Raw genomic sequence first — 26,938 nt, forward strand, 5'->3', positions numbered from 1 at the left:
TCCTTCCCGTTGGACCCTGCTCTTCATTGCGCCCTGTCTTTTTAGCACTGGACCGAAAGCGGGTCCGCAATTCCCTCACGTGCGCATCGGGCATGCAGGATGCTCTAACCTCGCACGTAACTGGGGTACTTCGCCCTGATTTCGTCAACATGCGCCAGAGTGCCGGATAGGTGATGCCGCAGGTGCTCTTGAGCGTCTTGCGCATTTCCCTCGGCAATCGCCTGGACGATCAGCCTGTGGTGCTGCACGATGTCCTGTGCCTTGCCCGGACTAGGAAGATGGAGGCGGCGCAGGCGGTCGATATGCCCGCTGCGGTTGCGCACGAGCAGCCACAGATCGTTCATGCGGGCAGCTTCATAAAGATGCTGATGGAACGCTTGGTCGGCAGCGGAAAAAGCTTCGAAATCTTCCATCTCCATGAGCGTCTGCTGTTGCGCGAGAAATCCCTGAAGTTTGGCGATGAGGCGGGGATCCGGATTGAGCGCCAGGCTTCGGACGATCTCGAGTTCCAGAGAGCGTCGTAGGAAATGTGCCTGTTGCGCCAGCGTGAGATCAATGGGGCTCACGACGGTCGCATGCTGCGGGAAGATATCGACGAGCCCATCTTCCTGCAGCCTGAGGAGGGCATCGCGAATCGGCGTCGAACTGAGGCCGAACTCCTGCTGGAGCGTGAGCCTGTTCAGGACGGTTCCCGGGGCCAGGGCAAGGGAGATGATCATCTCTCTCAACCGCTCGAAAACCTGAGGCGCCGCTTGGCGTCCACGCTCGAGGCGATCGGAGGCTATGATTGGAACGTGTGGGCTAAGGGCTCTGGAAGAAGGCGCCATCCGAACAAACCTGAACTTTCGTCGCTCCCTTCTATACCACACTTGTAGCGAATGCACTAATGCATTAGTGTATGACCTATCGGCAGTAGCCGGAACGTGCCCAACAAGGCTCCCGACAAGAGGAGCATATTCTTGAGGAAACACCATGAAGAAGCAGATGTGGCGCCTGTGCGCCGGTGTAGCAGCCGCCGTCGGTCTGGTTGCGATGGCCAGCTCCGCTTCGGCGCAGCAGAAGAGTGAAGTTTCCATCACCCGCCAGCCCGGCATCATCTATTTGCCGACGCATATCATCGAGAAGCAGCAACTGATCGAGAAGCATGCCGCTCAGCTCGGCCTGCCAGAGCTGAAAACCAAGTGGATCACCTTCAGTGGCGGCGGCGCACAGACCGATGCCCTGCTGTCCGGCGGCGTCGACATGGTGAATACCGGCGTCGGCAATCTGCTCCTCCTTTGGGACCGGACCAAAGGCGGGGTCAAGGGCATCGTCGCATCGTCGGCCCTGCCGTTGGCCTTCGTCACACATGATCCCAAGATCAAATCCCTGAAAGATTTCGGCCCCAGCGACAAGATCGCCGTGCCGACCGTGAAGGTCTCGACCCAGGCGATCCTTCTCCAGATGGCGAGCGCCAAGGAGTTCGGCGCGGACCAATGGTCGAAGCTCGATGCAAACACCGTTCAGCTCGGTCATCCGGACGCGGTCGTCGCCATGAGCAATCCTCAGCACGAGGTGAAGAACCACTTCGCAGCGCCGCCCTTCCAGTACATCGAGATGAAGACCGTCCCGAACGCGCGCATCATCCTGCAGTCGCCGGACATCATCGGAGGGCCGCTCACGCAGGGCCAGTTCTTCACGACGACGAAGTTTGCCGAGGCCAATCCCAAGATCATCGAAGCCGTTCGTGCGGCGTCGAAGGAGGCGCAGGATTTCATTCGTAAAGACACCAAGGCGGCGGTGGAGATCTATAAGGAAATCACCGGCGACAAGACCAGTTCAGACGATCTGCTCGCATGGCTCAAGGAGCCAGGCATGATGGAATGGAACCTCGAGCCGCAGGGCACGATGAAATTTGCCGAGCACCTCTACAAGATCGGTACGCTCAAGACCCAGCCCAAATCCTGGAAGGATTTCTACCTGCCGATCGCGCACGATCTCAACGGCAGCTGACGAAACGAGCCTGTGCGCCCCGCAAGGGGAGGGGCGCACATCCATTCTTCTTTTCAGGTATCGATGCATGTCCGCTCTTCTCGATGTCAGTGGCGTGACGCTGCGCTACAAGACGCCCAGCGTCCTCGTGACGGCGACCGACAGGGTCAGCTTCCAGGTCAATCAATCCGATCGTTTCGTTCTGCTCGGGCCGTCCGGATGCGGCAAGTCCACGCTTCTCAAGGCGGTCGGCGGCTATATGAGCCCGAGTGAAGGCAAGATCCGGATCAAGGGCCGTGAGGTTACGGAGCCTGGAGCCGATCGCATGATGGTCTTTCAGGAGTTCGATCAGCTGCTCCCGTGGAAGACGGTTCTGGAGAATGTCATGTTCCCCTTGCTCGTGGCGCGCAAGCTTCCGCGCAAGGAGGCCGAGGACCGGGCGCGCGCCTATATCGAGAAGGTCAATCTGACCCGTGCGATCGAATCGTATCCGCACACCCTGTCCGGCGGCATGAAGCAACGCGTCGCCATTGCCCGTGGCATGGCGATGGAACCCGACATCCTGCTCATGGACGAGCCCTTCGCCGCCCTTGATGCGCTCACGCGGAGAACCTGCCAGGATGAGCTTCTTCAGCTTTGGGAGGACACGAAGTTCACCGTGATGTTCGTCACCCATTCCATTGCGGAGGCCATCAAGATCGGCAACCGAATCCTGCTGCTGTCTCCTCACCCGGGGCGCGTGAAGGCTGAAGTGAACGACGTGGACCGCGTCTCTCCGACCGATGGCAGTGCCGGACAACTTGAAAAGCATATCCACGATCTTCTCTTCGCGGACGAAGCCGTACATTAGGGATGGCGCTCATGAGCAATGCACAGATCGTAATGCGCGCCGATACGGGAGCGGCGCGGCCTCATACGGGCGAGGTCGAGCGCAAGCTCGGCGCCCTCGAGCTGGCTTGGGGGAATGGATTCGTCCGCAAGACGGTCATCATCATCTTCCTCGGCATCGTCTGGGAGGCATATGGCCGGTATCTCGATAACCCGCTTCTCTTTCCGACGCTCAGCGATACCCTCGTCACCCTGGCGGACCGGGTCGCCGATGGAACGCTTCCGCTTCGGGCGTGGACATCGCTCAAAGTGCTCCTCATGGGCTATGTATCGGGCGTCGTGATCGCGGCCGTCCTGACCATTCTTGCCATCAATACCCGCATCGGAACGGATTTCCTGGAAACGATGACGGCGATGTTCAACCCGCTGCCCGCCATCGCCTTGCTGCCGCTGGCGCTAATCTGGTTCGGGCTCGGGAATGGCAGCCTCGTCTTCATCCTCATCCACTCGGTCCTGTGGGCCGTGGCCCTCAACACCCATTCGGGTTTCCTCGGTGTGTCGCAGACATTGCGCATGGTCGGGCGGAACTATGGCCTGAAGGGGTTGTCCTATGTCTTCAAGATTCTCGTTCCCGCCGCTTTCCCATCGATCCTGACCGGCTTGAAGATCGGCTGGGCCTTCGCCTGGCGCACGCTGATCGCGGCGGAACTCGTCTTCGGCGTCTCCTCGGGGCAGGGAGGATTGGGCTGGTTCATCTTCGAGAACCGCAACCTGCTCGACATTCCATCCGTCTTCGCAGGACTTCTGACCGTCATCATCATCGGTCTTACGGTCGAGAACCTGATCTTCAGAACGATCGAGCGCAGGACCATTCGGAAGTGGGGCCTCCAGAACTGAGCCGTCGCTCGAAGCCCTCCATGTTCCATCTCATTCAATGAGTATCGACACCATGACCGATAGAAAGACGCCTGAGGCTCTCAGGAGTGCGCGCTGGTTCGCGCCCGATGACCTGCGGGGTTTCGGGCATCGCTCCCGCATGATGCAGATGGGCTATGCTCCCGAGGATTGGGTCGGACGCCCTGTCATCGCCATCCTCAACACCTGGTCCGACATCAATCCGTGCCACGCTCACTTCAAGCTGCGCGTCGATGACGTGAAGAGGGGAGTGCTTCAGGCCGGCGGCTTTCCGGTCGAGCTTCCGGGAATTTCTCTGGCCGAACAATATGTCAAGCCGACGACCATGCTCTATCGGAACATGCTGGCGATGGATGTGGAGGAGCTGCTGCGCTCACATCCGGTCGATGGCGTCGTCCTGATGGGCGGCTGTGACAAGACAACGCCGGCGCTGCTCCTGGGGGCCACGAGTGCGGGGCTGCCGGCCATCTACCTGCCTGCCGGGCCGATGCTGCGCGGCAACTGGAAGGGCAAGATCCTGGGATCCGGATCGGATGCCTGGAAGTATTGGGACGAGCGCCGCGCCGGGACCATTACGGATGCGGACTGGCTCAATATGGAAGCGGGGATCGCCCGAAGTCATGGCACCTGCATGACGATGGGCACGGCTTCCACGATGACGGCGATCGCCGAGGCGATCGGCATGACCTTGCCGGGAGCCTCGTCGATCCCGGCGCCCGATGCCAACCATGTCCGCATGAGCGCCGAGTGCGGACGGCGCATCGTGGAGATGGTATGGGAGGACCTGACGCCGAGTCGGATCCAGACGCGCGAAGCCTTCCTGAATGGCATTGCCGTTGCCATGGCGATGGGTTGCTCGACCAACGCCATCATTCACCTGATCGCGCAGGCGCGCCGGGCCGGACAGGAGATCGGCCTCGACGATTTCGAGGCGGCAAGCCGCAATGTGCCCGTCATTGCCAATGTGCGGCCGAGCGGCGACAAGTACCTCATGGAGGATTTTTACTATGCCGGCGGCTTGCCGGCCTTGATGACGCGGATCAAGGATCATCTTCACCTTGACGCTCCGACCGTGACCGGTCGGACCCTGGGCGAGAACATCGCCGGGGCGGAGGTGTTCAACGATGATGTGATCCGCGGCATCGAGAACCCGATCTATGCCGAAGGTGCGCTGGCGGTCCTGAAAGGGAACCTTGCCCCGGATGGCTGCGTGATCAAGCCGAGCGCGTGCGACCCGCGTTATCTGAAGCACACGGGTCCGGCCCTCGTCTTCGACGATTACCCGTCCATGAAGGCTGCCATCGACGATGAGAACCTGGATGTCACCGCCGATCACATCCTGATCCTGCGCAATGCCGGCCCGCAGGGCGGGCCGGGCATGCCCGAATGGGGCATGTTGCCGATCCCGAGAAAGCTGGTGAAGCAGGGCGTGCGCGATATGCTGCGCCTGTCGGATGCCCGCATGAGTGGGACGAGCTATGGCGCCTGCATTCTTCATGTCTCGCCGGAGGCCTATATCGGAGGCCCGCTGGCTCTGGTGACGACCGGTGACATGATCTCGGTGGATGTGGCGGCGCGAACCATCAGCCTCGATGTCTCAGATGAAGAGCTGGAGCGCCGCCGTACCGACTGGATCAGTCCGGAACCGCGGTTCGGGCGCGGCTATGGCTGGATGTTTACGCGGCACATCAAGCAGGCCCACGAAGGCTGCGACTTCGACTTCCTGGAAACGAGTTTCGGTGCGCCCACCGGCGAACCCGCCATCTACTGACATATGGAGAGGATCATGACCACGCTGAAACCGGAGACCCGCGAGAAGCTCAGGGCCGTCAGCACCGCAACGCTATGTACCGCACTTTACAAGCGTGGCCTGCGCAACCAGTTCATCCAGGATGTCCGCCCGCTCAACCCTGACCTGGGAAACATGGTGGGTGAGGCCTTCACCCTTCGCTACATTCCCGCCCGCGAAGACCTGAACCCGATCAGCGTGTTCCAGGATCGCTCCCACCCCCAGCGCAAGGCTGTGGAGGAGTGCCCGCCGGGTGCAGTCATGGTGATCGACAGCCGCAAGGATGCACGTGCGGCTTCGGCAGGCGGGATCCTGGTATCGCGCCTGATGAAGAGGGGCGTCGCCGGCGTCGTGACCGATGGCGGCTTCCGGGATTCGCCCGAAATCGCACGGCTCGACATCCCGGCCTATCACAACCGTCCCTCCGCTCCGACCAATCTCACGCACCATCAGGCGCTCGACATCAACGTTCCGATCGGCTGCGGTGATGTGCCGGTGTGGCCCGGTGACGTGGTCGTCGGTGATGGCGAAGGTGTTGTCGTCATTCCGGCTCATCTGGCGGATGAGATCGCCGGCGAGGCGGTGGAGATGACCGCGTTCGAGGATTTCGTGCAGGAAGAAGTCATGAAGGGCCGCTCCATCCTGGGCCTCTATCCGCCAACGGACGAACGGACCCACGCCGACTTTGCGGCTTGGCGCAGGGAAAGGGGACGATAGACAATCGCCCCTCGATGCGGAGGCCTTTTCAAGGCCGCATCGTCAAGACGCGAGTACCCTTTGCGGAAGGTGGTTGGAGGCCAGAAGAGCCGCCTCCACCCGATTGCGAACGCGCAGTTTCTGCAGAATGTTGGTCAGGTGGTGCTTGATCGTCTTCTCGCTCAGTTCAAGCGTGTTGCCGATCTCCTTGTTGCTGCGTCCCTGAACCAGGATCGACAGGATCTGCTGCTCGCGCGGAGTCAGAGGGGGAAGCGTGCCCGAGCCCTTCGTCTCGCCGACGCCGCACGGGCCCGATGCCATGAGAAGTTTTGCGGCAAGGCTGGGGGAGATGAAATTCTGCCCCTGACGCAGCACCCGTACCGTCTGGACCAGCTCTTTCCCGCATGTGCCCTTCAGCAGGTAGCCGAGGACCCCACGCTTCAAGGCGCTGTAGACCTGCTCTTCGTCCGCCGCATCGGCGAGGACGACGATGCGAATGGCGGGATGGTGCTGGAGGATCGATTCCACCGCCCCCATGCTGCGATCCAGGACGCCGGCATCGAGGACGATCACGTCGGGGGCGTCTCTCTGGGCGATATCGATCGCATCCCAGACCGATGCTCCCTGGGCTACAACCTTGATGTCCGGTTGCGCGTTCAGGGCGAGGGTCACTCCGTCCCGGAAGAGCGGATGTCTGTCGATAACGCCGACGCGAACCTGTTCCGTCATTGGAGCCCCCCAGTTCCAATATGGTGTGCTGCCAAAAACTCAGCAGCCAACTCTCATGTGATCAATGGTGCCCTCATCGAGCCCCGTCATGCTCTCAGAATATGGACCCACGGTTGCATCCAGCAATATCTATGAAGTGACAAGATATGGCCCTGTAATCCCCTTACGTGTTATCTCCGAAGGGGTACAAGCCAGATGACGGGACGCGGCGCCCTGGTGCTTATCGTTTTTCGGAGATGCGTTCCGAGGCCAACATGGCCGCTTCCACGCGATTGCGGACCTGCAGCTTATCCATTACGGACGTGACGTACCCCTTGACGGTCTTCTCTGTCAGCCCGAGCTGATCACCGATCAATCGGTTGCTGAGGCCTTGAAGAATGAGCATCAGGATCTGCTCTTCACGGTCGGAAAGTTCGGGAAACCGCCGTATCGTATCTGGAGAAGGGCTTTCTCCGGCGCCCCTCGACATGATGAGTTGGGCTGCGAAGCTCGGCGAGACGTAGTTCTGGCCCCGATAAATCAACCTGACCGCATTCACCAGCTCCGAGCTTCCCGTGCCTTTCAGGAGGTATCCTTTGGCTCCTTTCCTCAAGGCACTCCGCACTTCATCCTCATCATCGACGACGGTCAGCATCAGGGTCCGGGTCGTCGGACAGCGCTGCGCGATCTTCGACACCGCATTGATGCCCCCACCCGGCATGTTCATATCCAGAAGAAGAACGTCCGGAGAATGGTCCTGGGCAATCTGAAGTGCATCCTGGGCACTCTCCCCCTGTCCCACGACCTCGATGTCAGGCTCCGATTCCAAGGCGAACACGACCCCATCCCTGTAAAGAGGATGGTCGTCGACAACTCCAACGCGAATTCTAGGCTGCATCCGCATCTCCGGTGTTGACCAAAGGCAGCGACGCTTGGATGCGCGTTCCACTGCCAGGAATGCTCTTGATGCTCAATGCTCCTCCAATGCTTTCAATTCTGTCCTTGAGACTGGCCAGTCCCAGGCGAGGCTCGCTCGTAGCAAGGCTCTCATCGCATATGCCCGGTCCCTTGTCCGCAACTTCGACGGTCACAGTCGCCCCGTCCCAGCTGACTTCGACCTGCTGCTCCTGACCGGCGGCATGCTTGAAGGCGTTGTTGAGACCCTCCTGGACGTAGCGACACAGCGCGATCTTGACGAATTGCGGCGCGTTGTCCGGGAGATCGACGATCCGGCAGGAGATCGTCGTCCCCGTTCGGCGCTCGTGCTGGCGGATCATGAACATTAACGCATCCCTGAGCGTCAGCGTCTGGATCTCGGGAAGAAGAAGGCCTTTGCAGATGTTGCGTGTATCGGTGAGCGCATCGACAAGGGCCTTCTGGATCTTATGAAGATTGTCACGGTCGCCTTCTCCTCCCTGGACCCGGTCGAGCCGCAGCAACGCGAGGCTGATCAGCTGTGCGACACCATCATGCAGATCATAGCCCATGCGCCGCATCAGACGCTCATTGTCTTCCGTCGCCTTCTGGGCTGCGCGCTCGATGCGGTTCTGCAGGGTCCGGTTCTGCCGAAGCAGTTCCGAGAGCTGAGAGACGCGCTCCTTCAGCGCAGCACGCTGTCTGTCGATGGTCTTGCTGCCGTTGGCGACGATCACGAACAGGCAACCCATCATGTTCAGGGTGATCAAGGCGGTCGCGAGCCAGGTCTTCCATTCCGAAGCGACGAGTTCGGAGTTCAACCTCTCGGCGCGTTCATGGAACTCGACGACGGCGATGATCTCGCCGGTCTCGAAATTCCGAATGGGAGCGAAGACCTTGAGGAGGGGAAGCCCACTGAAGCGCTCGGCGATTTCCTCGTCACCGGGAATGTCGTCGAATTCCGCAGCGATCGCTCCGGACCAGGCCCTTCGAGAGGCTGCCGGAGGAGTGAAGCTTTTGCCGACGAGATCGGGCTCGCCGCTGTGAACGATCACGCCGTCGCGGTTCCAGACCCTGACGGCGGTGATGCTCGCCTGCAAATCGGGTCTTTCCATCGCTTGGTTGAGGCTCTGGATGCTGCCGGGCGAGAGAACACCCCCTGCAAGATCCTGAAGATGTGGAGCGATGAAGGTGTTGATATAGAGTGCCGTGGATGCGGCCTTGACCTCGGCGACGCTCTTCTCGATCTGCCATGAGACGAGAGTGCCCATGGCGAACATGCCAGTCAGCATGACGGCGAAGGCCACCAGGAGGAACTGTCTGGCGAGACTTCTCCTCTTCCGACGTCCTGCCCCTGATCTTCCTCCGAACCCAAGGTTTCCGAAAACACGCACAGCCACGATCCCCCCGGCCCTGGACCGTTGCCTGCTCCTATAGCGTCAGGATCTAGAGATCGTTCTAAGGTAGGGCTCAGGCTCCTCGTGGGTAAAGACTATCCCGAAGAGGTAGATTCTGACCGGCGGACATACCCTGCGAGCGTGGGACCCGTTGTCGGGCATGGACTCGGAAGGCGGAGAATTTCGCCCATTCCCCTATGCGATGCGGGGTCGAGATCAGACCTTGGTCGGCTGACCGACCATAGTCCGAGTGGGCGTCGAGACCCTGATCGGACCAAGGGATGAAGGGCCGGATTCGGACCTCAGACCGTATAGTTAAGAGCCCCTTAATTTGCCCAGAATGTGTCCAGGTGCCGTCAACATTGCGGCGACGACTTGGAGGGGACGACAATGGTGAATCTGGTCAAGCACGATCTCGAGTTCATCCTGAAGCAGATCAAGATTGCGGAGAGGCACGCCGACGGTGAGAACCTGACGGACCTCGTGGCGGAAGCGGGAGGTTTCGATCCCAATGCCGCCACCACGCCGACCCAGGCATTCCTGCTGCCCTACGGATTGCGGACGGTCGACGGCACCTACAACAACCTTGTCGAGGGACGTGAGACCTGGGGCGCAGCGGATCAGCCGTTTCCCGACATGGCGAGCCCCGACTACCTGAACGAGGGCGACGACTCCATGATGTTCGGCACGCCCGCCAATCCGGTATGGCTCACGAACAACAATTATACGCCCGGATCGGCGACGGGGTCGCCGATGCTGGAGCCGGGCACCGTCGTCGACGCGGATCCTCGCCTGATCTCCAATCTCGTCGCCGATCAGACCCTCGACAATCCCGCCGCCATCGGGGCAGCGCTGACCTATGCCGGCATCACGGGCGCGGCCCAGATGGCTGCCATCCAGCAGATCCAGAATGCCCGCACGGCTATTTCCGACGCCATTGCAGAATCCGGGTCGGCATCCGGCGCCATTGCGGGGCTCCAGGATACCGTTGCCGCAGCGACGACGGCTGTGGCAGAAGCCGAAGCCGCTCTGGCAACAGCCCAGGAGCTGAACCAGACGAACCAGGGCCTTCTTGCGGCCGCCCAGCTCGAACTCGCCACGGCACAGACGGCTTTCGACGAAGCCAAGGCCATTTTCGATGAACTCATCAAGGGCGGCGTCACGCCGGAAGAGCTGTCCGCCTTCAACGAGGCGAATGACAACCTGCTCGTCGTGCAGCAGGTCCTGAGCGACAAGCAGCAGCTCAAGAATGATGCGCAGGCGACGGCCGATGCCTCCGCCGGTGCGGTTGCGAGCGCCCAGACTACCTTGGCGACCAAGAACGCGGAGCTCTCGACGGCTCAGGACAGCCTGGCTACCGGCCAGACGAATGCTCAGTCAGCCACGGCCGCCGTCGATGCGGCGAAGACCGCGCTGGCCGATCTCCTGGCCGAGAAGGGAATTGTGATGGACGGCAATACCGTCCTCATCCCGAACGTGTCGCCCGACATCGGCGATTCCGCGCCCTACAATTCGCTGTTCACCCTCTTCGGTCAGTTCTTCGACCATGGCCTCGATCTGATCTCGAAGGGCGGCAGCGGCACGGTCTACATCCCGCTCTCGCCGGATGATCCGCTCTACAACCCGGCGACGCCGCACACCAACTTCATGGTCATGACCCGTGCAAGTCGCGATGCGGACGGCGGTACCGTCAACGTGACTACGCCCTGGGTCGATCAGAACCAGACCTATACCTCGCATGCCTCGCACCAGGTGTTCCTGCGCGAATATACGACCGATGCGAGCGGCAGGACGGTTGCCACCGGCCGATTGCTCGACGGCGACAGGGGCCTTGCCACCTGGGCCGACGTCAAGGAGCAGGCGCGGACCATGCTCGGCATCGATCTGACCGACGCCAATGTCGGCAAGGTTCCGCTGCTGCGTACGGACCCCTACGGCAATTTCATTCCCGATCCTCAGACGGGCTTTGCGCAGGTCATCGTCGGCCTTGGCCCTGACGGTATTCCGAACACGTCGGACGACATCGTCATCTCGGGTACGCCGAACGCTCCGGTGAACCTCGCGAACGCGGTCCTCACCGGGCATGCCTTCCTCGACGACATCGCTCACGCGGCGGTGCCCGTCATCGTCGGGGGCGTTCTGCAGAAGGACGGCGACAGCGCCTTAGGCTATGCGAATGCAGACGGAAGCACGACCGGGCTCGTCAATTCGCGCGGCTCGAATACGGCCTACGACAATGAATTGCTCGACGCGCACTACATCACGGGCGACGGCCGCGGCAACGAGAATGTCGGCCTGACGGCGATCCACCACGTCTTCCACTCCGAGCACAACCACCTCGTCGACCAAGTCAAGTCGGTGGTCCTCTCCAGCGGCGATCTAGCCTTCCTGAACGAGTGGCTGCGTGTGCCGGTTTCGGCCATCCCCACGGATCCCGCGATCATCGACGCCCTGCAATGGGACGGCGAGCGCCTGTTCCAGGCGGCCCGCTTCACGAACGAGATGGAGTACCAGCACCTCGTCTTCGAGGAATTCGCCCGCAAGATGCAGCCCGACGTGGACGCTTTCGTGTTCGAGCCGTCGGTCGACATCAACCCGGCGATCTTCGCCGAGTTCGCCCAGGCCGTATACCGCTTCGGCCACTCGATGCTCAACGAGAACATCGACACCATCGATGCCAACGGCAACCCGTTCTCGATGAAGCTGTTCGACGGGTTCCTCAACCCGCTGGCCTTCGGGGCGACCGATGCCGACGGCAATGTGACCCTCGACCACGAGCAGGCGGCCGGCGCGATCATGCGGGGCATGTCCCGTCAGCACGGCAACGAGATCGACGAATTCGTCACCCACGTGCTGCGCAACCAGCTCGTCGGCATCCCGCTCGACCTCGCCGCCCTGAACATCGCTCGCGGCCGCGATCTCGGTCTGCCGTCTCTGAACGAGGCGCGGGCGCAGTTCTACCAGATGTCCGGGCAGGATTCGCAGCTCAAGCCCTATGTGAGCTGGACCGACTTCGCCCTCAACCTGCAGAATTCGCTGTCGATCATCAACTTCATCGCGGCCTACGGCAAGCACCCGCTGATCGAGGCGGCGGCCACTCTCGAGGCCAAACGGGCCGCGGCGACGCTTCTCGTTCTCGGTGGCAACGGCGCTCCGGCGGATCGTCTCGATTTCCTCAACGCGACGGGCGCATGGACCGCCCAGAATTCTGGCCTTAACGATATCGACCTTTGGATCGGCGGCCTTGCCGAGAAGAAGATGGATTTCGGCGGCATGCTCGGCTCGACCTTCTCCTTCGTCTTCGAGGCGCAACTGGAAAGCCTCCAGGACGCCGACCGGTTCTACTATCTCTCCCGCGTCCAGGGACTGAACCTCCTCAACGAGCTTGAAAACAACTCGATGACGGACATCATCATGCGCAACACCGACCTCGGCGACGAGGGACGGACGGCGCTTCCGGGAGACATCTTCGCGACGCCCGCCTACACGCTCGAGATCATCCGGTCGAAGCAGATCGGTGCCGATCCGCTTTGGGACAACCCCATCCTCCAGGCGCTCACGCCTCTGGTGGTGCGCAAGGACCTCGACGGCGACGGCGACGACGATGTTCTCATCTACAACGGCACCGACCATGTGGTCATGGGCGGCTCGGCGGAGGACGACTACATCGTGGCCGGCGAAGGCGACGACACCGTCTGGGGCTATGAGGGCAACGACACCATCGAGGCCGGCTACGGCGTCGACATCATCCATGGCGGCAAGGGCGACGACATCATCACGAATGCCGGCACCGATATCGGCATGACGGACAAGCTCCATGGCGAGGAGGGCAATGACGTCATCCAGGGCGGCAGCGGCCTCGCTCTTCTCTTCGGCAACCAGGGCCAGGACTTCCTGATCGCGGGACCGGACGGAAAGCAGGTCTTCGGCGGAGCGGACAACGACTTCCTCCTCGGTGGCGACGGCGGTGATTTCCTGCTCGGCAACGAGGGCGACGACTGGATCGAGGGTGGCGCCCGTTTCGACGTCATCGCCGGTGAGAACTCGGAACTGTTCTTCAATTCCACCATCATCGGCCACGATGTTCTCAACGGCGGCGCCAGCGATACGGACTACGATGCCGAATCCGGCGACGACATCATGTTCCAGGGGGAGGGCATCCAGCGCAACAACGGCATGGCCGGCTTCGACTGGGCGATCCACAAGGGCGATGCCGTCGCGGCGAATTCCGACCTCGGCATCCCGATCTTCGACAACCAGGAGGCGTTCATCCTCCGCGACCGCTTCGATCTCGTCGAGGGCCTGTCGGGGTGGAAGCACAACGACATCCTCACCGGGCGTGTCGCTGCCGTGAACACCAGGGCGGAAGCGACGGGAACGGCCGCGATCCCGGGACCGAACTCGCCGCTCGAATCCTTCTCCAATGACCTGCTGCAGAAGAACGTCCACCTGATCGACGGCCTCGACCAGCTGGTGGCGCACCGCACCCGGATCCCGGTGGTGGATGCGCAAGGCAACCCGGTGCTCGACAAGAACGGCAATCCCGAGCTGATCGTGCTCGATACCTCGCAGGCTGCGGACATCATTCTCGGCGGCGGCGGCAGCGACACCATCAAGGGCTTTGCCGGCGACGACATCATCGACGGCGACAAGTGGCTCAACGTGCGGATCCGGATCGTCAAGGACGGCGTCGTCTACACGGCCGACGGGATGACCGAAAAGGTCTACCTGGAATCCGACTATGCCTACGGGGCTCCGAAAGTCGGAGCGGTCGCCCAGTTCGGCGGCAAGACCCTCGACGCCCTGATGCTCACCGCGACCCTCAACCCGGGCCAGCTCAGCATCGTCCGTGAGATCGTCGACGGCGACCTGGACAACAGCGCCATCGACGTGGCGGTCTACGGCGACCTTCGGGCGAACTACACCATTACGAGCAATGCCGACGGCAGCGTCACCGTCCAGCACGTGACGGTGACGGTCGAGACTGATCCGACCACGGGCAACAACCGCGTCTCGGACGGAACCGACCGACTATTCAACATCGAGAAGCTGCGCTTCGCCGACGGCGAGGTGAACCTGACCCCGCCGAAGCTGTCGCTCCATGCCTTCGACGCCGGCGGCAACCATGCGGACAACTTCACCACGGCATCCTACAGCCGGTCCGACGGTTCCCGTCCCTGGGCGAGCAACTGGGTCGAGACCGACGATGACGGCAGCGCCACCTCGACCAGCGGGCAGATCCAGATCACGGGTGGCGTCCTGCGGTTCGATCAGGGTGACGGCGCCAGCATCCAGCGTGGCCTCAACCTTTCGGGTGTCGCCACGGCACGGCTGACCTATTCGGTTGCCGAGCAGGGGCTGGACAACGGTGAGCAGGTCCAGGTCTGGTTCTCCCGGGATGGCTCGGCGTGGACGCTGATCGAAACCATCGGTGGGACCACCAACGGTGGAAACCGGGGCTTCGATATCTCAGGGCCATTCACGGCAGGTGCCGCGATCCGCTTCGTGGCGTCGGGCATCAACGCGGCCAACGAGTTCGTGAACATCGACAACCTGTCGGTCAGCGTCCTGGTCCCAGCCGCCGCTCCGAGCGTGAATTATGCGACCTCCTTCACCGAGGGCGGCGCGGCGGTCGCGATCGCGAGCAATCCCGGGATCGTCGACGATGCGGCCCAGATGGTGTCGGCCCGGATCGTGCTGACGAACGCCCAGGCGGCGGACGAGCTCAATATCGGCACGCTGCCTCCGGGAATCTCCGCCACCATCGACACTTCGGTGGCGGGCAGGATCACCGTGAACCTGACGGGCGCGGCCTCGCTCGCCGCCTACCAGAGAGCGATCCAGGCGGTAACGTTCGACAACGACTCGAACAGTCCGGTCGCGGGGAGCCGCGTCATCCAGGTGACGGTGAATGACGGGGTCCTGGACAGCAACGTCGCGACGACCACGGTCAACGTGATCGCCGTCAACGATCCGGTCAACGCGAACAACGACTCGATCATCACCAACATCGTGAACGGCCCGATCGTGGTTCCGGAATGGGTGCTGCTGTCGAACGACACGGATCCGGATGGTCCGGCGCTGGACATCACGGCCGTCAGCAATCCGAACGGCCTCGGCAACTTGTCGCTGACGGCGAATCCCGGCTCCGTGACCTTCACGGATACCGGTACCGCCGGTGGATCCTTCACCTACACGGTCAGCGATGGCGGGAGCCCGGTCCGTACCGACACGGCCAGCGTCACGGTGACACGGGACACGAACCCGGTCGACGGGACGGCAGGAAACAACATCCTGATCGGTGACGGGTCCGGCAGCACCTTCGACGGCCATACCGGAAACGACACGATCCTGGCCGGTGGCGGAAACGACACCATCGTCTGGAATGCGACCTCCACGACCATCTTCGGCATCACGTTCGAGACCTCTCAGGATGGGCGCGACTTCGTCGATGGCGGGGATGGCGTCGATACCTTCGACGTGAACGGAAGCGGCCTGTCCGAAACCTTCCGGGTGTATTCCCGCGATGCCGCGATCGCGGCGGGTATCACCAATCTCGTCGCCGCCACGGAGATCGTCATCACCCGCACGGTGAACGGCAACACCTCCGTCATCGCCGAGCTCGACAACATCGAGGAGATCGTCATCGGGACCCGCGAGGTCACGGTGCCGGGCGGGCCGGTCGGCGGCAATGCCGGCGGGAACGACACCGTCCAGGTCATCGGCGACTTCACGGGGACGAGCCTGGCGCTGAACACCATCACGGTGAACGGAACCAGCGACGCCGATACGGTCGACATCTCCCAGCTCACCTCGGCGCACCGGATCCTGTTCCGCTCCAACGGCGGCAACGATACCATCATCGGGACGCTGCGGGAGCAGGACGTGATCGAACTCGAACCCGGCCGCAAGGCGGACGAGTACGAGTGGGAGGACAACGAGGACGGTTCGACGACGATCACCGCCGGCGTCCATCGGGTGACCTTCCGGTGCGAGGGTGGACGCAGGCCGAGCCTCTGCGAAGTCCCGCTGACGGCACAGCCTGAGACGCCGACGCAGCCCGAGGTACCGACCAACCCGGACACTGCGACGCAACCGAACCCGCCAGCGGATCCCGTCACGCCAACGGTGCCGGAGAGCCCGAGCAATCCGATCCCGATCTCTCCGACCCAGCCGGAGGCGCCTGCCAACGTCGTCCTTAAAGGCACCTCGCGGAGCGAGAGCCTCAAGGGTGGCGAAGGCAACGACAAGCTGGACGGCGGGCGCGGTCACGACAAGCTCTATGGCGATGCCGGAAACGACCGTCTGATCGGTGGTGACGGCAACGATCGTCTCGACGGCGGCGCCGGCAACGACCGGATGGAAGGCGGCAGGGGCAACGATGTCTACGTCGTCGACAGCGCCGGAGACCGGGTCATCGAGCGCAGCGGCCAGGGCATCGATACCGTCAGGAGCAGCGTGTCCTACTCCCTTGCCGGCACTCACGTGGAGAAGCTCGTCCTGACCGGATCGGGCAACATCAACGGCACCGGCAACTCCCTGAACAATAGTCTCACGGGCAATGCCGGGGATAACGTCCTCAAGGGCGGATCGGGCAACGACGTGCTCAAAGGCATGGCCGGCGACGATCGCCTCCACGGTGGGGCCGGGCATGACAAACTCTCCGGTGGATCGGGCAATGATCTGCTGAAGGGAGGAGCCGGCAACGACAGGCTGACCGGCGGCTCGGGACAGGACACCTTCGTCTTCGAGAAGAACGGCGGCTGGGATACGGTCACCGACTTCCGGAACGGTCAGGACAGGATCGACGCAAGGGGTCTTGTCGGGGTGGACAAAGTGTCCGACCTGAATGTGGCGCAGATGGGCCACGATGCGATGGTCTCGCACGGTTCCGACGTCCTCATCCTGAAGGGCGTCAACGCATCCGATCTCGACAACAGCGACTTCATCTTCTGATGCGGTTTGTCTGAGATCGCGATGGTCCCGCCGGGAGCGTTAGCCCCCCAAAATACTCCCGGCGGGATCCCATACCCATTCACTGCTGCACATTTCCCGATGTCGAAGCAGAGCACCGCAGCCGGTGCGCTCTTCCGAGGCAACGCCGATGACCAATCCGCTTAAAGCCCGTCTCAGTATCGTCGCTTCCTGTCGTGGCGCCTTCCTTGGCGTCGCGGTGCTCAGCGGCTTGATCAACCTGCTCTATCTGTCGGGTTCGATCTTCATGATGGAGGTTTACGACCGGGTCCTGCCCAGCCGGAGCATCCCGACGCTGGTCGGGCTCTCCATCATCATCGTCGTGCTCTACCTCTTCCAGGGCCTGTTCGACATGGTGCGGGGCCGGATCCTCGCCCGGGTCGGCGCCGCGCTCGACGAAGACCTGAGCCAGAAGGTGTTTCAGGGCCAGCTCGCGGCTCCGATCAATGGCAAGGCGGAAGGCGACGGGCAGCAGCCCCTGCGGGATCTCGATCAGCTGCGGGCCTTCCTCGCCGGAGGCGGGCCGTCGGCGCTCTTCGACCTGCCGTGGATGCCGCTCTACCTGTTCATCTGCTTCGCGTTTCACCCGTGGCTCGGGGCCGTCGCTCTGGGCGGTGCGATCGTCCTCGTCGCCATCACTCTGCTGACCGAGTTCTTCACGCGGGAGGCCTCGAAGGCCGCGGTCGGCGCCGCCCTGGTCCGGAACGGGATCTCCGACGGCGCGCGCCGAAACGCCGAGGTCGTCCATGCCATGGGCATGGCGCAGCGGATCGGGACCCGCTGGGGCCAGGCCAATGCCACATATCTGGCCTATCAGCAGAAGACATCCGACGTGGCTGGCGGTTTCGGCGCCATGTCGAAGGTGCTGAGAATGCTGCTGCAATCGGCGGTTCTGGCTCTCGGCGCCTATCTCGTCATCGACGGCCAGGCGACGGGTGGCATCATGATCGCCAGCTCGATCCTGACCTCGCGGGCCTTGGCGCCTGTCGAACTCGCCATCGCCAACTGGAAAGGCTTCGTGAGCGCCCGCCAGGGGTGGCACCGGCTCAAGACGCTTCTCGAATCCAATGCGCGCACCGAAGCGCCCCTGCAGCTGCCGGCGCCGCGATCCGTTCTCTCCGTGGAGAATGCCGGAACCGGCGCACCGGGCGGCCAACGGTTCGCCATCCAGGATGTGGCGTTCCAGCTGAATGCCGGCAGCGGGCTTGGCATCATCGGGCCGAGCGCATCCGGGAAGTCATCCCTTGCCCGCATGATCGTCGGAGTCTGGCCGACATGGCGGGGCAAGGTGCGTCTGGATGGAGCCGCGCTCGAGCAATGGCTGCCGGAGGATCTGGGACGCCACATCGGCTACCTGCCGCAGGATGTCGAGCTCTTCGCCGGGAGCGTGGCGCAGAACATCGCGCGGTTCGATCCGGATCCGAAGCCCGAGGCCATCATCGAGGCCGCCAAGTTCGCCAATGTGCACGAGATGATCCTGCAGCTTCCGGACGGCTACGAGACGCAGGTCGGTGAGGCCGGGGCTTCTCTGTCGGGCGGACAAAGGCAGCGCATCGCCCTGGCGCGCGCTCTCTACGGCAATCCGTTCCTTGTGGTGCTCGACGAGCCGAACTCCAATCTCGACAACGAGGGAGAGCAGGCGCTGACGGCGGCCATCATGAGCATCAGGGCCCGTGGAGGTGTGGTGATCGTGATCGCGCACCGGCCCAGCGCCCTTGCCGGTGTCGACATGGTCCTCGTGATGGGCGAAGGGCATGTGCAGACCTTCGGTCCCAAGGAGGAGGTGCTGAGCAGGGTTCTACGCCCCGTGCCGGCATCACAGCAATCGGAACCGCGGGCCACTCCCGTCACACCCTTGAAAGTCGTCGAAGATCTGGGAGTTGCCTCATGAGCCCCGCACCGAAAGCAAGCGCCCGCATATCCATTCGCCGTCATACGCTGCTCGGCTTGTCGGCCGCTCTCGTCCTCGTCGGAGGACTCGGCGGCTGGGCCGTGGTGACGGAACTGTCCGGAGCCGTCGTGGCGCCCGGCGCCGTGGTGGTGGACAGCCACGTCAAGAAAGTCCAGCATCCGACCGGCGGCGTCGTGGGCGAGATCCATGCCCGGGACGGCGACCGCGTTCGAGCGGGAGACATCGTGATCCGGCTCGACGAGACGGTCGCGCGCGCCAACCTCGCCATGGTGTCCAAGAGCCTCGACGAACTCGCGGCCCGTCAGGGCCGCCTCGAAACCGAGCGGGATGGAGGGAAGGACATCACTTTTCCTGCGGCCCTCAGAAGCCGTCTCGACGAGACCGAGATCGCCGAACTGACGCGAAGCGAGAGCCGCGTCTTCGAGTCCCGCCGCGAAGCCCGCGAAGGGCAGAAGGCGCAGCTCAAGGAGCGGATCGCGCAATTGCAGGAGCAGATCGACGGCCTCGATCTCCAGGCGGCCGCGAAGGCCGACGAGATCCAGCTCATTCAAAGCGAGCTGAGCGGCGTCGAGCAGCTCTGGCGCAAGAACCTGGTTCCGATCACCCGCGTGACGGCGCTCAAACGGGAGGAGACGCGCCTGCGCGGGGAGCGTGGTCAGCTCATCTCGAACATCGCACAGTCGAAGGGCCGGATCAGCGAGACGGCGCTCCAGATCCTGCAGATCGAGCAGGATCTCAGAAGCGAGGTCTCGAAGGAACTGCGTGAAGTGCAGGCCAAGATCGCCGAACTCGTCGAGCGCCGCGTTGCCGCCGAGGATCAACTGAAGCGGATCGACATCCGGGCGCCGCAGGATGGGTTCGTGCATCAGTCGATGGTCCACACGGTGGGCGGCGTCATCAACGCGGGCGAACCTCTGATGATGATCGTTCCCGAGTCCGACGAGCTCTCGATCGAAGTGAAGGTTTCTCCGCAGGACATCGATCAGCTGCGTCCCGGGCTCGACACGGTCCTGCGCCTCTCGGCCTTCAACCAGCGCACCACGCCGGAGGTCAAGGGCAGGGTGAGCCTGATCGCGGCCGATCTGGTGACGGACCAGCGCTCGGGCATCCAGTACTACCCGGTGCGGGTGGCCTTCGCCGACGGGGAGCGGGATCGCCTCGGCGCTCTCAAGCTGATGCCCGGCATGCCCGTGGAAGGATTCATCCAGACAGGCTACCGCACGGTCTTCTCGTATCTGACGAAGCCCATCGCCGACAACATGGCGAAGGCATTCCGCGAGGAATAATAGGTTGCCCGAACCGGAGTCGCAGGACTCCGGTCAACGGCCCGCATCGACCCTCTGGTGAGTTTCGATGTAGGTCCGCAGGGATTTCCCCACATCCTCGATATGCGTTCTGAGAAGAGCACAGGCGTCTGCGACTTGTCCGACCTCGCAGAGACGCACGAGCGCTGCATGCTCGGTCTCAGCGCGTTTCATCCCGTCCGTGAGGGAGAGCTGCAGCCGGGTATGCCTGTCGCATTCCTGCAGGAGGTTGGCCACGATCGCCAAGGTGCGCGGCTGCTCGGCATGACGGTACAGCAGCATATGGAACTGCGTATTCAGCTCGCCCCAGCGCCGGACATGGTTTGCACGCAGTTCGGCGCTGTATTCCTGAAGGATCCGGTTGAGCTGCTCGTAGTCGCCCGGGGTCAGCTGCCGGGCGGAGGCCTCCAGGAGGCGGGGCTCGAGGAGCATCCTCAAGGCAAAGAGCTCCTGAACCTCTTCTGTCGAAAGCTCCGACACGATGGCACCGCGATGGGGGAGGATCTTGACCAGCCCCTCGGCCTCGAGCTGCATCAGGGCCTCCCGAACCGGAATGCGGCTCACGCCGAACTCGGCCGCCAAGGCATCCTGCCGCAACGGAAACCCTGCCTTGAACTCACCATCGAGAATCCGCTCGCGCAGACTTTCCGCAACGGCCGCTGCAATCGTCCGATGCTGAAGGGACTTCTGCGCGGTCCTAGGGGAGGGCTTGCTTTCAAGAGTCATGACTCGAACTATCACTGAAGTTCCAAGAACGCTTCCATAGCAGCATCCCGAGAGTTTGGCTTGACAACGTAGATTTTATACAATCTACAATAATAGCATTAAATGTCCAGATTGGGAGAAGGGCGAAATGGCGAGGATCGGTTGGGAAGGGGTGTTCCCTGCGGTGACCACCCAGTTCAAGGCGAATTACGACTTGGACATCGAGGCCACGGCCAAGGTGATGGACGGCTTGATCCGGGACGGCGTCTCCGGGCTCATCGTCTGCGGAACGGTCGGCGAGAACACGTCGCTCAGCCGCTCTGAAAAGGTGGCCGTCATGGAAGCCGCGAAGGATGTCTCCCGCGGCCGGGTGCCGGTGATTGCCGGCATCGCCGAATTCACCACCCCGTTCGCCTGCGAGGTCGCGAAGGAGGCTGCCCGCGTGGGCCTCGACGGCGTCATGGTCATGCCCGCGCTCGTCTATTCCTCGAAGCCGCATGAGACAGCCGCGCATTTCCGGGGCGTCGCCAAGGCCACCGATCTGCCGGTGATGGTCTACAACAACCCTCCCATTTACAAGAACGACGTGACGCCGGACATTCTGGCTTCCCTGGCGGATTGCGAGACAATCGTCTGCTTCAAGGATTCCTCCGGCGACACGCGCCGCTTCACCGACACGCGCAACATGGTTGGCGATCGCTTCGTGCTGTTCGCAGGCCTTGACGACGTGGTGGTCGAAAGCGTGATGCTCGGCGCGCAAGGCTGGATCTCCGGCATGTCGAACGCCTTTCCGCAGGAAGGCGAGACCCTGTTCCGGCTCGCGAAAGCCGAGCGCTACGAAGAGGCACGCGCCCTTTACGACTGGTTCATGCCGCTGCTTCACCTCGATGCCCGCCCCGATCTCGTGCAATGCATCAAGCTGTGCGAAGCAATCATGGGCCGTGGTTCGGAATTGACGCGGCCCCCGCGTCTTGCTTTGAGCGCCGAGGAACGCGCTGACGTCGAGGCGCTCATGGAAAAGGCGCTGAAGAACCGTCCGGTGCTTCCCGATGTCGGCCTGAAATCCGCCGCCTGATCGAGAACGGGCGAAGGGCTTTGAACTCCTTCGCCCGCTCTTCTATCATTGTCGACCCCACGATCAGCGAGTGCAGCGATGGCACGCCACACCTTCTTTTGTATCGACGGCCACACCTGCGGAAACCCGGTCCGCGTGGTTTCCGGCGGCAGCATCCCGCAGTTGAAGGGCGGCACGATGTTCGAGCGCCGCCAGCACTTCCTGGCAGAATACGACTGGATCCGGACCGGTCTGATGTTCGAGCCCCGCGGGCACGACATGATGTCCGGCTCGATCCTCTATCCGCCGACGCGCCCCGATTGCGATGTCGGGATTCTGTTCATCGAAACGTCCGGGTGTCTCCCCATGTGCGGACATGGGACGATCGGGACCGTGACCATCGCCCTCGAGAACGGCCTGATCCATCCCAAGACACCGGGGCTCCTGCGTCTCGACACGCCGGCCGGCGTGGTCGAGGCCCGTTATGAGCAGAACGGTCCCTTCATCGAGCGCGTCCGCATCACCAACATTCCGTCGTTCCTCTATGGAACCGGCTACGAGGTCGAAGTGGACGGGCTCGGGCACCTGATGGTGGATGTCGCCTATGGCGGCAATTTCTACGCCATCGTCGAGCCGCAGCCGCTCTATTCCGACCTGGCGGACATCGATCCGTCGGACGTCCTGCGCTGGAGCCCGAAGCTGCGAGAGGCCTTCAATGCGCGTTACCGGATCGCTCATCCAGAAAACCCGGATATCAACCGCCTGACGCATGTCCTGTGGACCGGACGCGCGCAGACCCAAGGCGGGACGGCCCGCAACGCCGTGTTCTACGGCGACAAGGCCATCGACCGCTCGCCCTGCGGGACGGGAACATCGGCCCGCATGGCCCATCTCGCGGCGCGTGGCGCGCTGAAGGAGGGCGATGCGTTCGTCCATGAGAGCATCATCGGATCCACCTTCGTCGGCCGCATCGAGGGGCGGGCAAAGGTCGGAGACCGGGATGCCATCATTCCCTCCATCGAAGGATGGGCGCGCGTGACGGGCTTCAATACGATCATCATCGACGACCGCGATCCCTTCGCAAAAGGGTTCCAGGTCGTGGATCGGCCCTCCCACGCCTGAGGCGAGAGCGTCAGCGGCGGACCAAACTTCTCCTGAATGGGTGCACGATGCGGATCGCGATCGTCGGAGCTGGAATCGTCGGCCTCGCAGCCGCCCATGCCCTTCTGGACCGGGGGCATGACGTCATTCTGGTCGATCCGGGCGATCAGAGCGCGCGACCGACGGACGGCAATGCCGGCTGGATCGCCCATACCGACGTCATGCCTCTGGCCTCTCCCAAAGTTTGGAGGAATCTTCCGAACTGGCTGATGGATCCGCTGGGACCTCTCTCCATCAGGCCGGCCTATCTTCCCGCTCTGACGCCGTGGCTGATGCGCTTCGTGCTGGCATCGTCGCCCCTGCGGATCAAGGCCAGCATGGCGGCCATCCGGGCCATCAACGCAGAGGCCTTGCCTTCCTGGAAGAGTCTGCTCTCCTCGTTGGATCTCAATGCACATTTGCGCGAGAAGGGCATTCTCTCTGTCTGGAAACAGCATGAGGCTTTTCTGCGCTCCAAGGACGTTCTCGATCGTCAGCGTGACCTCGGAATCGGCGTCGAAATCCTCGACCGGAAGGAACTCGCACGCCTGGAGCCTGCGCTGCATAATGTCGAAGCAGGCGTGCTCTTTCCGGAAGCGTGCCACATCTCCGATCCTGCCCATCTGGCATCGGATCTCAAACGGCTCGCTCTCGTACGTGGCGCACGGCAAGTGGCCGCTCGTGCCCGGGCCGTGAAGGCGGACGATGCGGCGATCCGCATCGAGGCGGAAGAGGCAGACGACGCAATCGTCGCCGACAAGGTCGTCATCGCCGCGGGGGTCTGGTCCCGGCCGCTGGCGGAGATGCTGGGCGACCGCGTCCCTCTCGATACCGAGCGCGGATACAATGCCACCTATCCCAAGGGATCGTTCGGCCTTGACCGCCCCGTCATGTTCGAAGGCGAGGGCTTCGTGACGACGCCGCTCGATACGGGGGACAGGGTCGGCGGCGCCGTCGAGTTCGCGGGGCTGGAGGCCAAGCCCAATCATGACCGGACATCGGCGATGATTGCGCGGCTCAGGCGTTTTCTGCCCGATTTCAAGGCCGATCAGGAGGCGAGACGCTGGATGGGCTTTCGTCCATCCATTCCGGATTCCCTGCCGGTGATAGGCCCTTCCAAACGGGATCGTCGGATCGTCTACGCCTTCGGCCATGGCCATCACGGCCTGACCCAGGCGGCCGTCACATCGCGGCTGGTAGCGGATCTCATCGACGAGATGCCCAGCGAGATTGACCTTAAGCCCTATTCGGCACAACGCTTCTGAGCAGGCCTCTCCCTAGAAAATTCAGGAGCGACAATCCCTCGTCCGATCCCGCCTGATCCGCGTCAAGCCGTCGGCTGGGGCGTGGTCGGCGTCACGGGGATTTCAGGGGGCGATGTCGGCGGCACGCCGATCGGCTCCCCAGGGGGCGGAATGTCTCCGGGCGTCGTCGGGGGCACGCCGATGGGCTCGGACGGAGGGCCCTCGGGCGGCGTCGGCGGGCTCACGGGTGCCGGATTGGGATCCGCGGGCGTCGGCTCCGGATAAGGCTGGTTCGGCAGAGGAATGGGCATTCAGGCGGCGCTCCGTGGCTGAGGCGTCTATCGGGTCCATATGGGCAATCATCCGTGGAGCGCTAGGTTCCGGTCAAGCCAGAGGGCTTTATCGCCTGCGAGGCGTCCCAGCATTCCAACGCGGCGTAAATCTATTCCTGACCGCGCTCGCGCCGCCGCCGCTCGACGGCCTGTTTGATCAGCACATCGAGGATCTCACTCGGCACCGCTTTCGATGGCCGGCCGTTTATGGCGCGCAGGCGCTCGACCTCGAACTTCGGCTCGCGATTGATGGTCAGAAGGCCGTTGGTTTCCTGCGCGGTATCGGTGAGCTGGGTGTAGCAGAACCCGGCCAATGCCGTGGAGGCGAGCAGCGCATCGACGAGTTCCTCATAGCGGGCGAGCAGGGCTTCCGGGCTTGCGAACTGGCCGTAGCCGAACCAATCCTCGGTGGCCTGAGGGACGAAACCGAGGCCGCCGAACTCGCTGATCACGATGGGCTCATCGTCGATCACGGCCCCTTCTTCCAGGAGAGGGTGATGGTGCGGGCGGACCTCCCGGAAGGTGCGCGCGATGGTCTGCCGGTCGGCATAGCGTTCCCGCAGCATATCACCGGTGGGGGCATAATCGTGTACGCCGAAGACGTCGCCGACCGCGTGCTGCCAGCCGTCGTTGCCGATCACTGGGCGGGTGGGATCGATTGCCCGGGTGAGGTGATAGAGGGCGCTCACGAAGCTGCGCTGCTGCGCCGAGCGGTCCAGGTCGGGGACGCCCCAGCTTTCGTTGAGGGGAACCCAGGTGATGATGCACGGATGGTTGTAGTCGCGGCGGACGGCCTCCAGCCATTCGCGGGTGAGCATTTCAGCCGCGCGGTCCGAGTAGACGTAAGCATTGGCGGCCTCGCTCCAGACGAGCATGCCGAGCCGGTCGCACCAGTACAGAAAGCGCGGATCCTCCAGCTTCTGGTGGATGCGGACCCCGTTGAAGCCCAAAGATTGCGCCAGCTCGACCTCGCGTTTGAGGGCATCCGCATCCGGGGCGGTCAGGAGGGAATCCGGCCAGTAGTTCTGCGCCAGGACGAGGCGCAGGAACGTGGGAATGCCGTTGATGATGAAGCGTCCATCGCGGGCTTCGATGCGGCGCAGGCCGAAATAGCTTTCGACGCGGTCGATGACGGTGCCGTTCCCGTCGATCAGTTCGATCTGAGCCTCGATGAGGTTCGGGTGCTCCGGCGCCCAGAGCAGGGTGCGACGCCGGCGGATCGCCGCATCGTTGATATCGAGGAGAAGGTCCCGCCGCAGCTCGCGGCCTGAGAGGAGATAGGTATCGTCGGCGAGAATGCGGGTCGGTCGGTCCCCCTTGAGCTGAACGCGCGCATGCCAGCCTGCGGGAGGCCTGCGGTCGAGGCGCAGGACCAGTCCGACGCCGAATCGGTCGACATCCGGCGTCCAACGCAGTTCGGCGATAGCGACCTCGGGGAGCGGCTCCAGCCAGACGGGCTGCCAGATGCCCGTGGTGCGGTGATACCAGATATACCCTGGCTGTTCTTCCCAGTACTGCTTGCCTCGGGGCTGCTGGAGATCCCGCGGCTCGTCCTCGGCGCGAACCACGATGACCTGGCTTTCGCCGGGATCGAGCAGGGGGGTGATGTCGGCCGAAAACGGCGTCTGCCCGCCTGCGTGCTCGACCGCCATGCGTCCGTTGACCCAGACCGTGGCCTTGTAGTCGACGGCGCCGAAATGGATGACGAGCCGATCCCGGCGATCGGCCTCTTCAACCTTTACTTCGCGGCGATACCAGACCACCGGATGGAAACCTGTCTCGGCCACACCTGACAATTGGCTCTCGGGCGCGAAAGGCACCAGGATCTCGCGGTCGAAGGGATCCGTCCGCTCGAACCAGCGTTCCGCAAGCCCCTCGTCCTGGTTGTCGAAAGCGAAGCCCCAGGGTCCGCACAGGTCGGTCCAACGATGACGACGCAGTTGCGGGCGAGGATGGAGGTCGGCAGGGGTGATCGTCTCGGTCATATCCCATCCGCTTCATGCTTTGTCGCTGCCGGGCAGGAGGCAGGCTCACCCCTCGTTCCCGACCAACGC

General features: G+C 63.0%; 18 protein-coding genes. 11 read left to right on the forward strand and 7 right to left on the reverse strand.

Annotated elements, in window-relative coordinates; genetic code table 11:
* Positions 1 to 104: 104 nt before the first annotated feature.
* Positions 105 to 827, reverse strand: coding sequence for a GntR family transcriptional regulator (locus OC446_RS10685; protein WP_262029046.1), 723 nt, complete (start codon positions 825 to 827; stop codon positions 105 to 107).
* Positions 828 to 984: 157 nt separating this feature from the next.
* On the opposite strand from OC446_RS10685, the gene OC446_RS10690 reads away from it, so the two are divergent.
* From OC446_RS10690 to OC446_RS10710, 5 genes are all read left to right on the forward strand, one after another.
* Entirely contained in the window at positions 985 to 1,992 is a 1,008-nt protein-coding gene (locus OC446_RS10690; RefSeq protein WP_262029047.1) for an ABC transporter substrate-binding protein, read from the forward strand.
* A gap of 67 nt (positions 1,993 to 2,059) precedes the next feature.
* Positions 2,060 to 2,821 (forward strand): ABC transporter ATP-binding protein, encoded by a 762-nt coding sequence (locus tag OC446_RS10695; protein WP_262029009.1) that lies wholly within the window; start codon positions 2,060 to 2,062, stop codon positions 2,819 to 2,821.
* 11 nt (positions 2,822 to 2,832) lie between these two features.
* Positions 2,833 to 3,696 (forward strand): ABC transporter permease, encoded by an 864-nt coding sequence (locus OC446_RS10700; RefSeq protein ID WP_262029010.1) that lies wholly within the window; start codon positions 2,833 to 2,835, stop codon positions 3,694 to 3,696.
* A gap of 52 nt (positions 3,697 to 3,748) precedes the next feature.
* The gene (gene araD, locus OC446_RS10705; RefSeq protein WP_262029011.1) at positions 3,749 to 5,485 is read left to right on the forward strand and encodes an L-arabinonate dehydratase; all 1,737 of its coding nucleotides are present in this window, start codon (positions 3,749 to 3,751) and stop codon (positions 5,483 to 5,485) included.
* Positions 5,486 to 5,500: 15 nt separating this feature from the next.
* A complete protein-coding gene (locus tag OC446_RS10710; RefSeq protein WP_262029012.1) occupies positions 5,501 to 6,220 on the forward strand; it encodes a ribonuclease activity regulator RraA in 720 nt (239 codons plus the stop codon).
* A 42-nt stretch (positions 6,221 to 6,262) separates the two neighbouring features.
* On the opposite strand, the gene OC446_RS10715 is transcribed toward OC446_RS10710, so the two are convergent.
* The 3 genes from OC446_RS10715 to OC446_RS10725 form a co-directional block, all read right to left on the reverse strand.
* On the reverse strand, positions 6,263 to 6,928 hold the full coding sequence (locus tag OC446_RS10715; protein WP_262029013.1) for a LuxR C-terminal-related transcriptional regulator: 666 nt from the start codon (positions 6,926 to 6,928) through the stop codon (positions 6,263 to 6,265).
* Between the two features lie 220 nt (positions 6,929 to 7,148).
* The gene (locus OC446_RS10720; RefSeq protein ID WP_315986493.1) at positions 7,149 to 7,811 is read right to left on the reverse strand and encodes a response regulator transcription factor; all 663 of its coding nucleotides are present in this window, start codon (positions 7,809 to 7,811) and stop codon (positions 7,149 to 7,151) included.
* Complete coding sequence (locus tag OC446_RS10725; protein ID WP_262029014.1) at positions 7,795 to 9,114, reverse strand: sensor histidine kinase; 1,320 nt, start codon at positions 9,112 to 9,114, stop codon at positions 7,795 to 7,797. The genes OC446_RS10720 and OC446_RS10725 overlap by 17 nt, the downstream gene beginning before the upstream one ends.
* A gap of 495 nt (positions 9,115 to 9,609) precedes the next feature.
* Here OC446_RS10725 and OC446_RS10730 point away from each other — a divergent pair, with 495 nt between their 5' ends.
* The 3 genes from OC446_RS10730 (at position 9,610) to OC446_RS10740 (ending at position 20,391) form a co-directional block, all read left to right on the forward strand.
* The gene (locus tag OC446_RS10730; RefSeq protein WP_262029015.1) at positions 9,610 to 17,175 is read left to right on the forward strand and encodes a peroxidase family protein; all 7,566 of its coding nucleotides are present in this window, start codon (positions 9,610 to 9,612) and stop codon (positions 17,173 to 17,175) included.
* Positions 17,176 to 17,323: 148 nt separating this feature from the next.
* Entirely contained in the window at positions 17,324 to 19,084 is a 1,761-nt protein-coding gene (locus tag OC446_RS10735; protein ID WP_262029016.1) for a type I secretion system permease/ATPase, read from the forward strand.
* Positions 19,081 to 20,391, forward strand: a complete 1,311-nt coding sequence (locus tag OC446_RS10740) for an HlyD family type I secretion periplasmic adaptor subunit (RefSeq protein WP_262029017.1) — start codon at positions 19,081 to 19,083, stop codon at positions 20,389 to 20,391. The genes OC446_RS10735 and OC446_RS10740 overlap by 4 nt, the downstream gene beginning before the upstream one ends.
* 33 nt (positions 20,392 to 20,424) lie before the next feature.
* Here OC446_RS10740 and OC446_RS10745 read toward each other — a convergent pair whose 3' ends face one another.
* Complete coding sequence (locus tag OC446_RS10745) at positions 20,425 to 21,135, reverse strand: GntR family transcriptional regulator (RefSeq protein WP_262029018.1); 711 nt, start codon at positions 21,133 to 21,135, stop codon at positions 20,425 to 20,427.
* Positions 21,136 to 21,262: 127 nt separating this feature from the next.
* Here OC446_RS10745 and OC446_RS10750 point away from each other — a divergent pair, with 127 nt between their 5' ends.
* From OC446_RS10750 to OC446_RS10760, 3 genes are all read left to right on the forward strand, one after another.
* Positions 21,263 to 22,189, forward strand: coding sequence for a dihydrodipicolinate synthase family protein (locus OC446_RS10750; RefSeq protein WP_262029019.1), 927 nt, complete (start codon positions 21,263 to 21,265; stop codon positions 22,187 to 22,189).
* A 78-nt stretch (positions 22,190 to 22,267) separates the two neighbouring features.
* The gene (locus OC446_RS10755; RefSeq protein ID WP_262029020.1) at positions 22,268 to 23,290 is read left to right on the forward strand and encodes a 4-hydroxyproline epimerase; all 1,023 of its coding nucleotides are present in this window, start codon (positions 22,268 to 22,270) and stop codon (positions 23,288 to 23,290) included.
* Positions 23,291 to 23,337: 47 nt separating this feature from the next.
* Positions 23,338 to 24,573 carry an NAD(P)/FAD-dependent oxidoreductase gene (locus OC446_RS10760; protein ID WP_262029021.1) on the forward strand — a complete coding sequence of 412 codons (1,236 nt, stop codon included), beginning with the start codon at positions 23,338 to 23,340 and terminating at the stop codon, positions 24,571 to 24,573.
* Positions 24,574 to 24,635: 62 nt separating this feature from the next.
* Here the strand turns inward: OC446_RS10760 and OC446_RS10765 are convergent, their stop codons facing one another.
* Positions 24,636 to 24,863 (reverse strand): hypothetical protein, encoded by a 228-nt coding sequence (locus OC446_RS10765; protein WP_262029022.1) that lies wholly within the window; start codon positions 24,861 to 24,863, stop codon positions 24,636 to 24,638.
* 131 nt (positions 24,864 to 24,994) lie between these two features.
* Positions 24,995 to 26,869: a glycoside hydrolase family 2 protein gene (locus tag OC446_RS10770; protein ID WP_262029023.1), complete on the reverse strand. Its 1,875-nt coding sequence runs from the start codon at positions 26,867 to 26,869 to the stop codon at positions 24,995 to 24,997.
* Positions 26,870 to 26,938 lie beyond the last annotated feature (69 nt).

This window comes from Microvirga sp. Mcv34 (genome assembly GCF_024519725.1).
GTDB lineage: Bacteria > Pseudomonadota > Alphaproteobacteria > Rhizobiales > Beijerinckiaceae > Microvirga.

Coding starts and splice junctions, on each gene's coding strand:
- OC446_RS10715 (WP_262029013.1), bottom strand. CDS start 6,928: ATGACGGAACAGGTTCGCGTCGGCGTTATCGACAGACATCCGCTCTTC.
- OC446_RS10730 (WP_262029015.1), top strand. CDS start 9,610: ATGGTGAATCTGGTCAAGCACGATCTCGAGTTCATCCTGAAGCAGATC.
- OC446_RS10685 (WP_262029046.1), bottom strand. CDS start 827: ATGGCGCCTTCTTCCAGAGCCCTTAGCCCACACGTTCCAATCATAGCC.
- OC446_RS10710 (WP_262029012.1), top strand. CDS start 5,501: ATGACCACGCTGAAACCGGAGACCCGCGAGAAGCTCAGGGCCGTCAGC.
- OC446_RS10770 (WP_262029023.1), bottom strand. CDS start 26,869: ATGACCGAGACGATCACCCCTGCCGACCTCCATCCTCGCCCGCAACTG.
- OC446_RS10735 (WP_262029016.1), top strand. CDS start 17,324: ATGACCAATCCGCTTAAAGCCCGTCTCAGTATCGTCGCTTCCTGTCGT.
- OC446_RS10760 (WP_262029021.1), top strand. CDS start 23,338: ATGCGGATCGCGATCGTCGGAGCTGGAATCGTCGGCCTCGCAGCCGCC.
- OC446_RS10750 (WP_262029019.1), top strand. CDS start 21,263: ATGGCGAGGATCGGTTGGGAAGGGGTGTTCCCTGCGGTGACCACCCAG.
- OC446_RS10725 (WP_262029014.1), bottom strand. CDS start 9,114: ATGCTGACTGGCATGTTCGCCATGGGCACTCTCGTCTCATGGCAGATC.
- OC446_RS10745 (WP_262029018.1), bottom strand. CDS start 21,135: ATGACTCTTGAAAGCAAGCCCTCCCCTAGGACCGCGCAGAAGTCCCTT.
- OC446_RS10740 (WP_262029017.1), top strand. CDS start 19,081: ATGAGCCCCGCACCGAAAGCAAGCGCCCGCATATCCATTCGCCGTCAT.
- OC446_RS10755 (WP_262029020.1), top strand. CDS start 22,268: ATGGCACGCCACACCTTCTTTTGTATCGACGGCCACACCTGCGGAAAC.
- OC446_RS10695 (WP_262029009.1), top strand. CDS start 2,060: ATGTCCGCTCTTCTCGATGTCAGTGGCGTGACGCTGCGCTACAAGACG.
- OC446_RS10700 (WP_262029010.1), top strand. CDS start 2,833: ATGAGCAATGCACAGATCGTAATGCGCGCCGATACGGGAGCGGCGCGG.
- araD (WP_262029011.1), top strand. CDS start 3,749: ATGACCGATAGAAAGACGCCTGAGGCTCTCAGGAGTGCGCGCTGGTTC.
- OC446_RS10765 (WP_262029022.1), bottom strand. CDS start 24,863: ATGCCCATTCCTCTGCCGAACCAGCCTTATCCGGAGCCGACGCCCGCG.
- OC446_RS10720 (WP_315986493.1), bottom strand. CDS start 7,811: ATGCGGATGCAGCCTAGAATTCGCGTTGGAGTTGTCGACGACCATCCT.
- OC446_RS10690 (WP_262029047.1), top strand. CDS start 985: ATGTGGCGCCTGTGCGCCGGTGTAGCAGCCGCCGTCGGTCTGGTTGCG.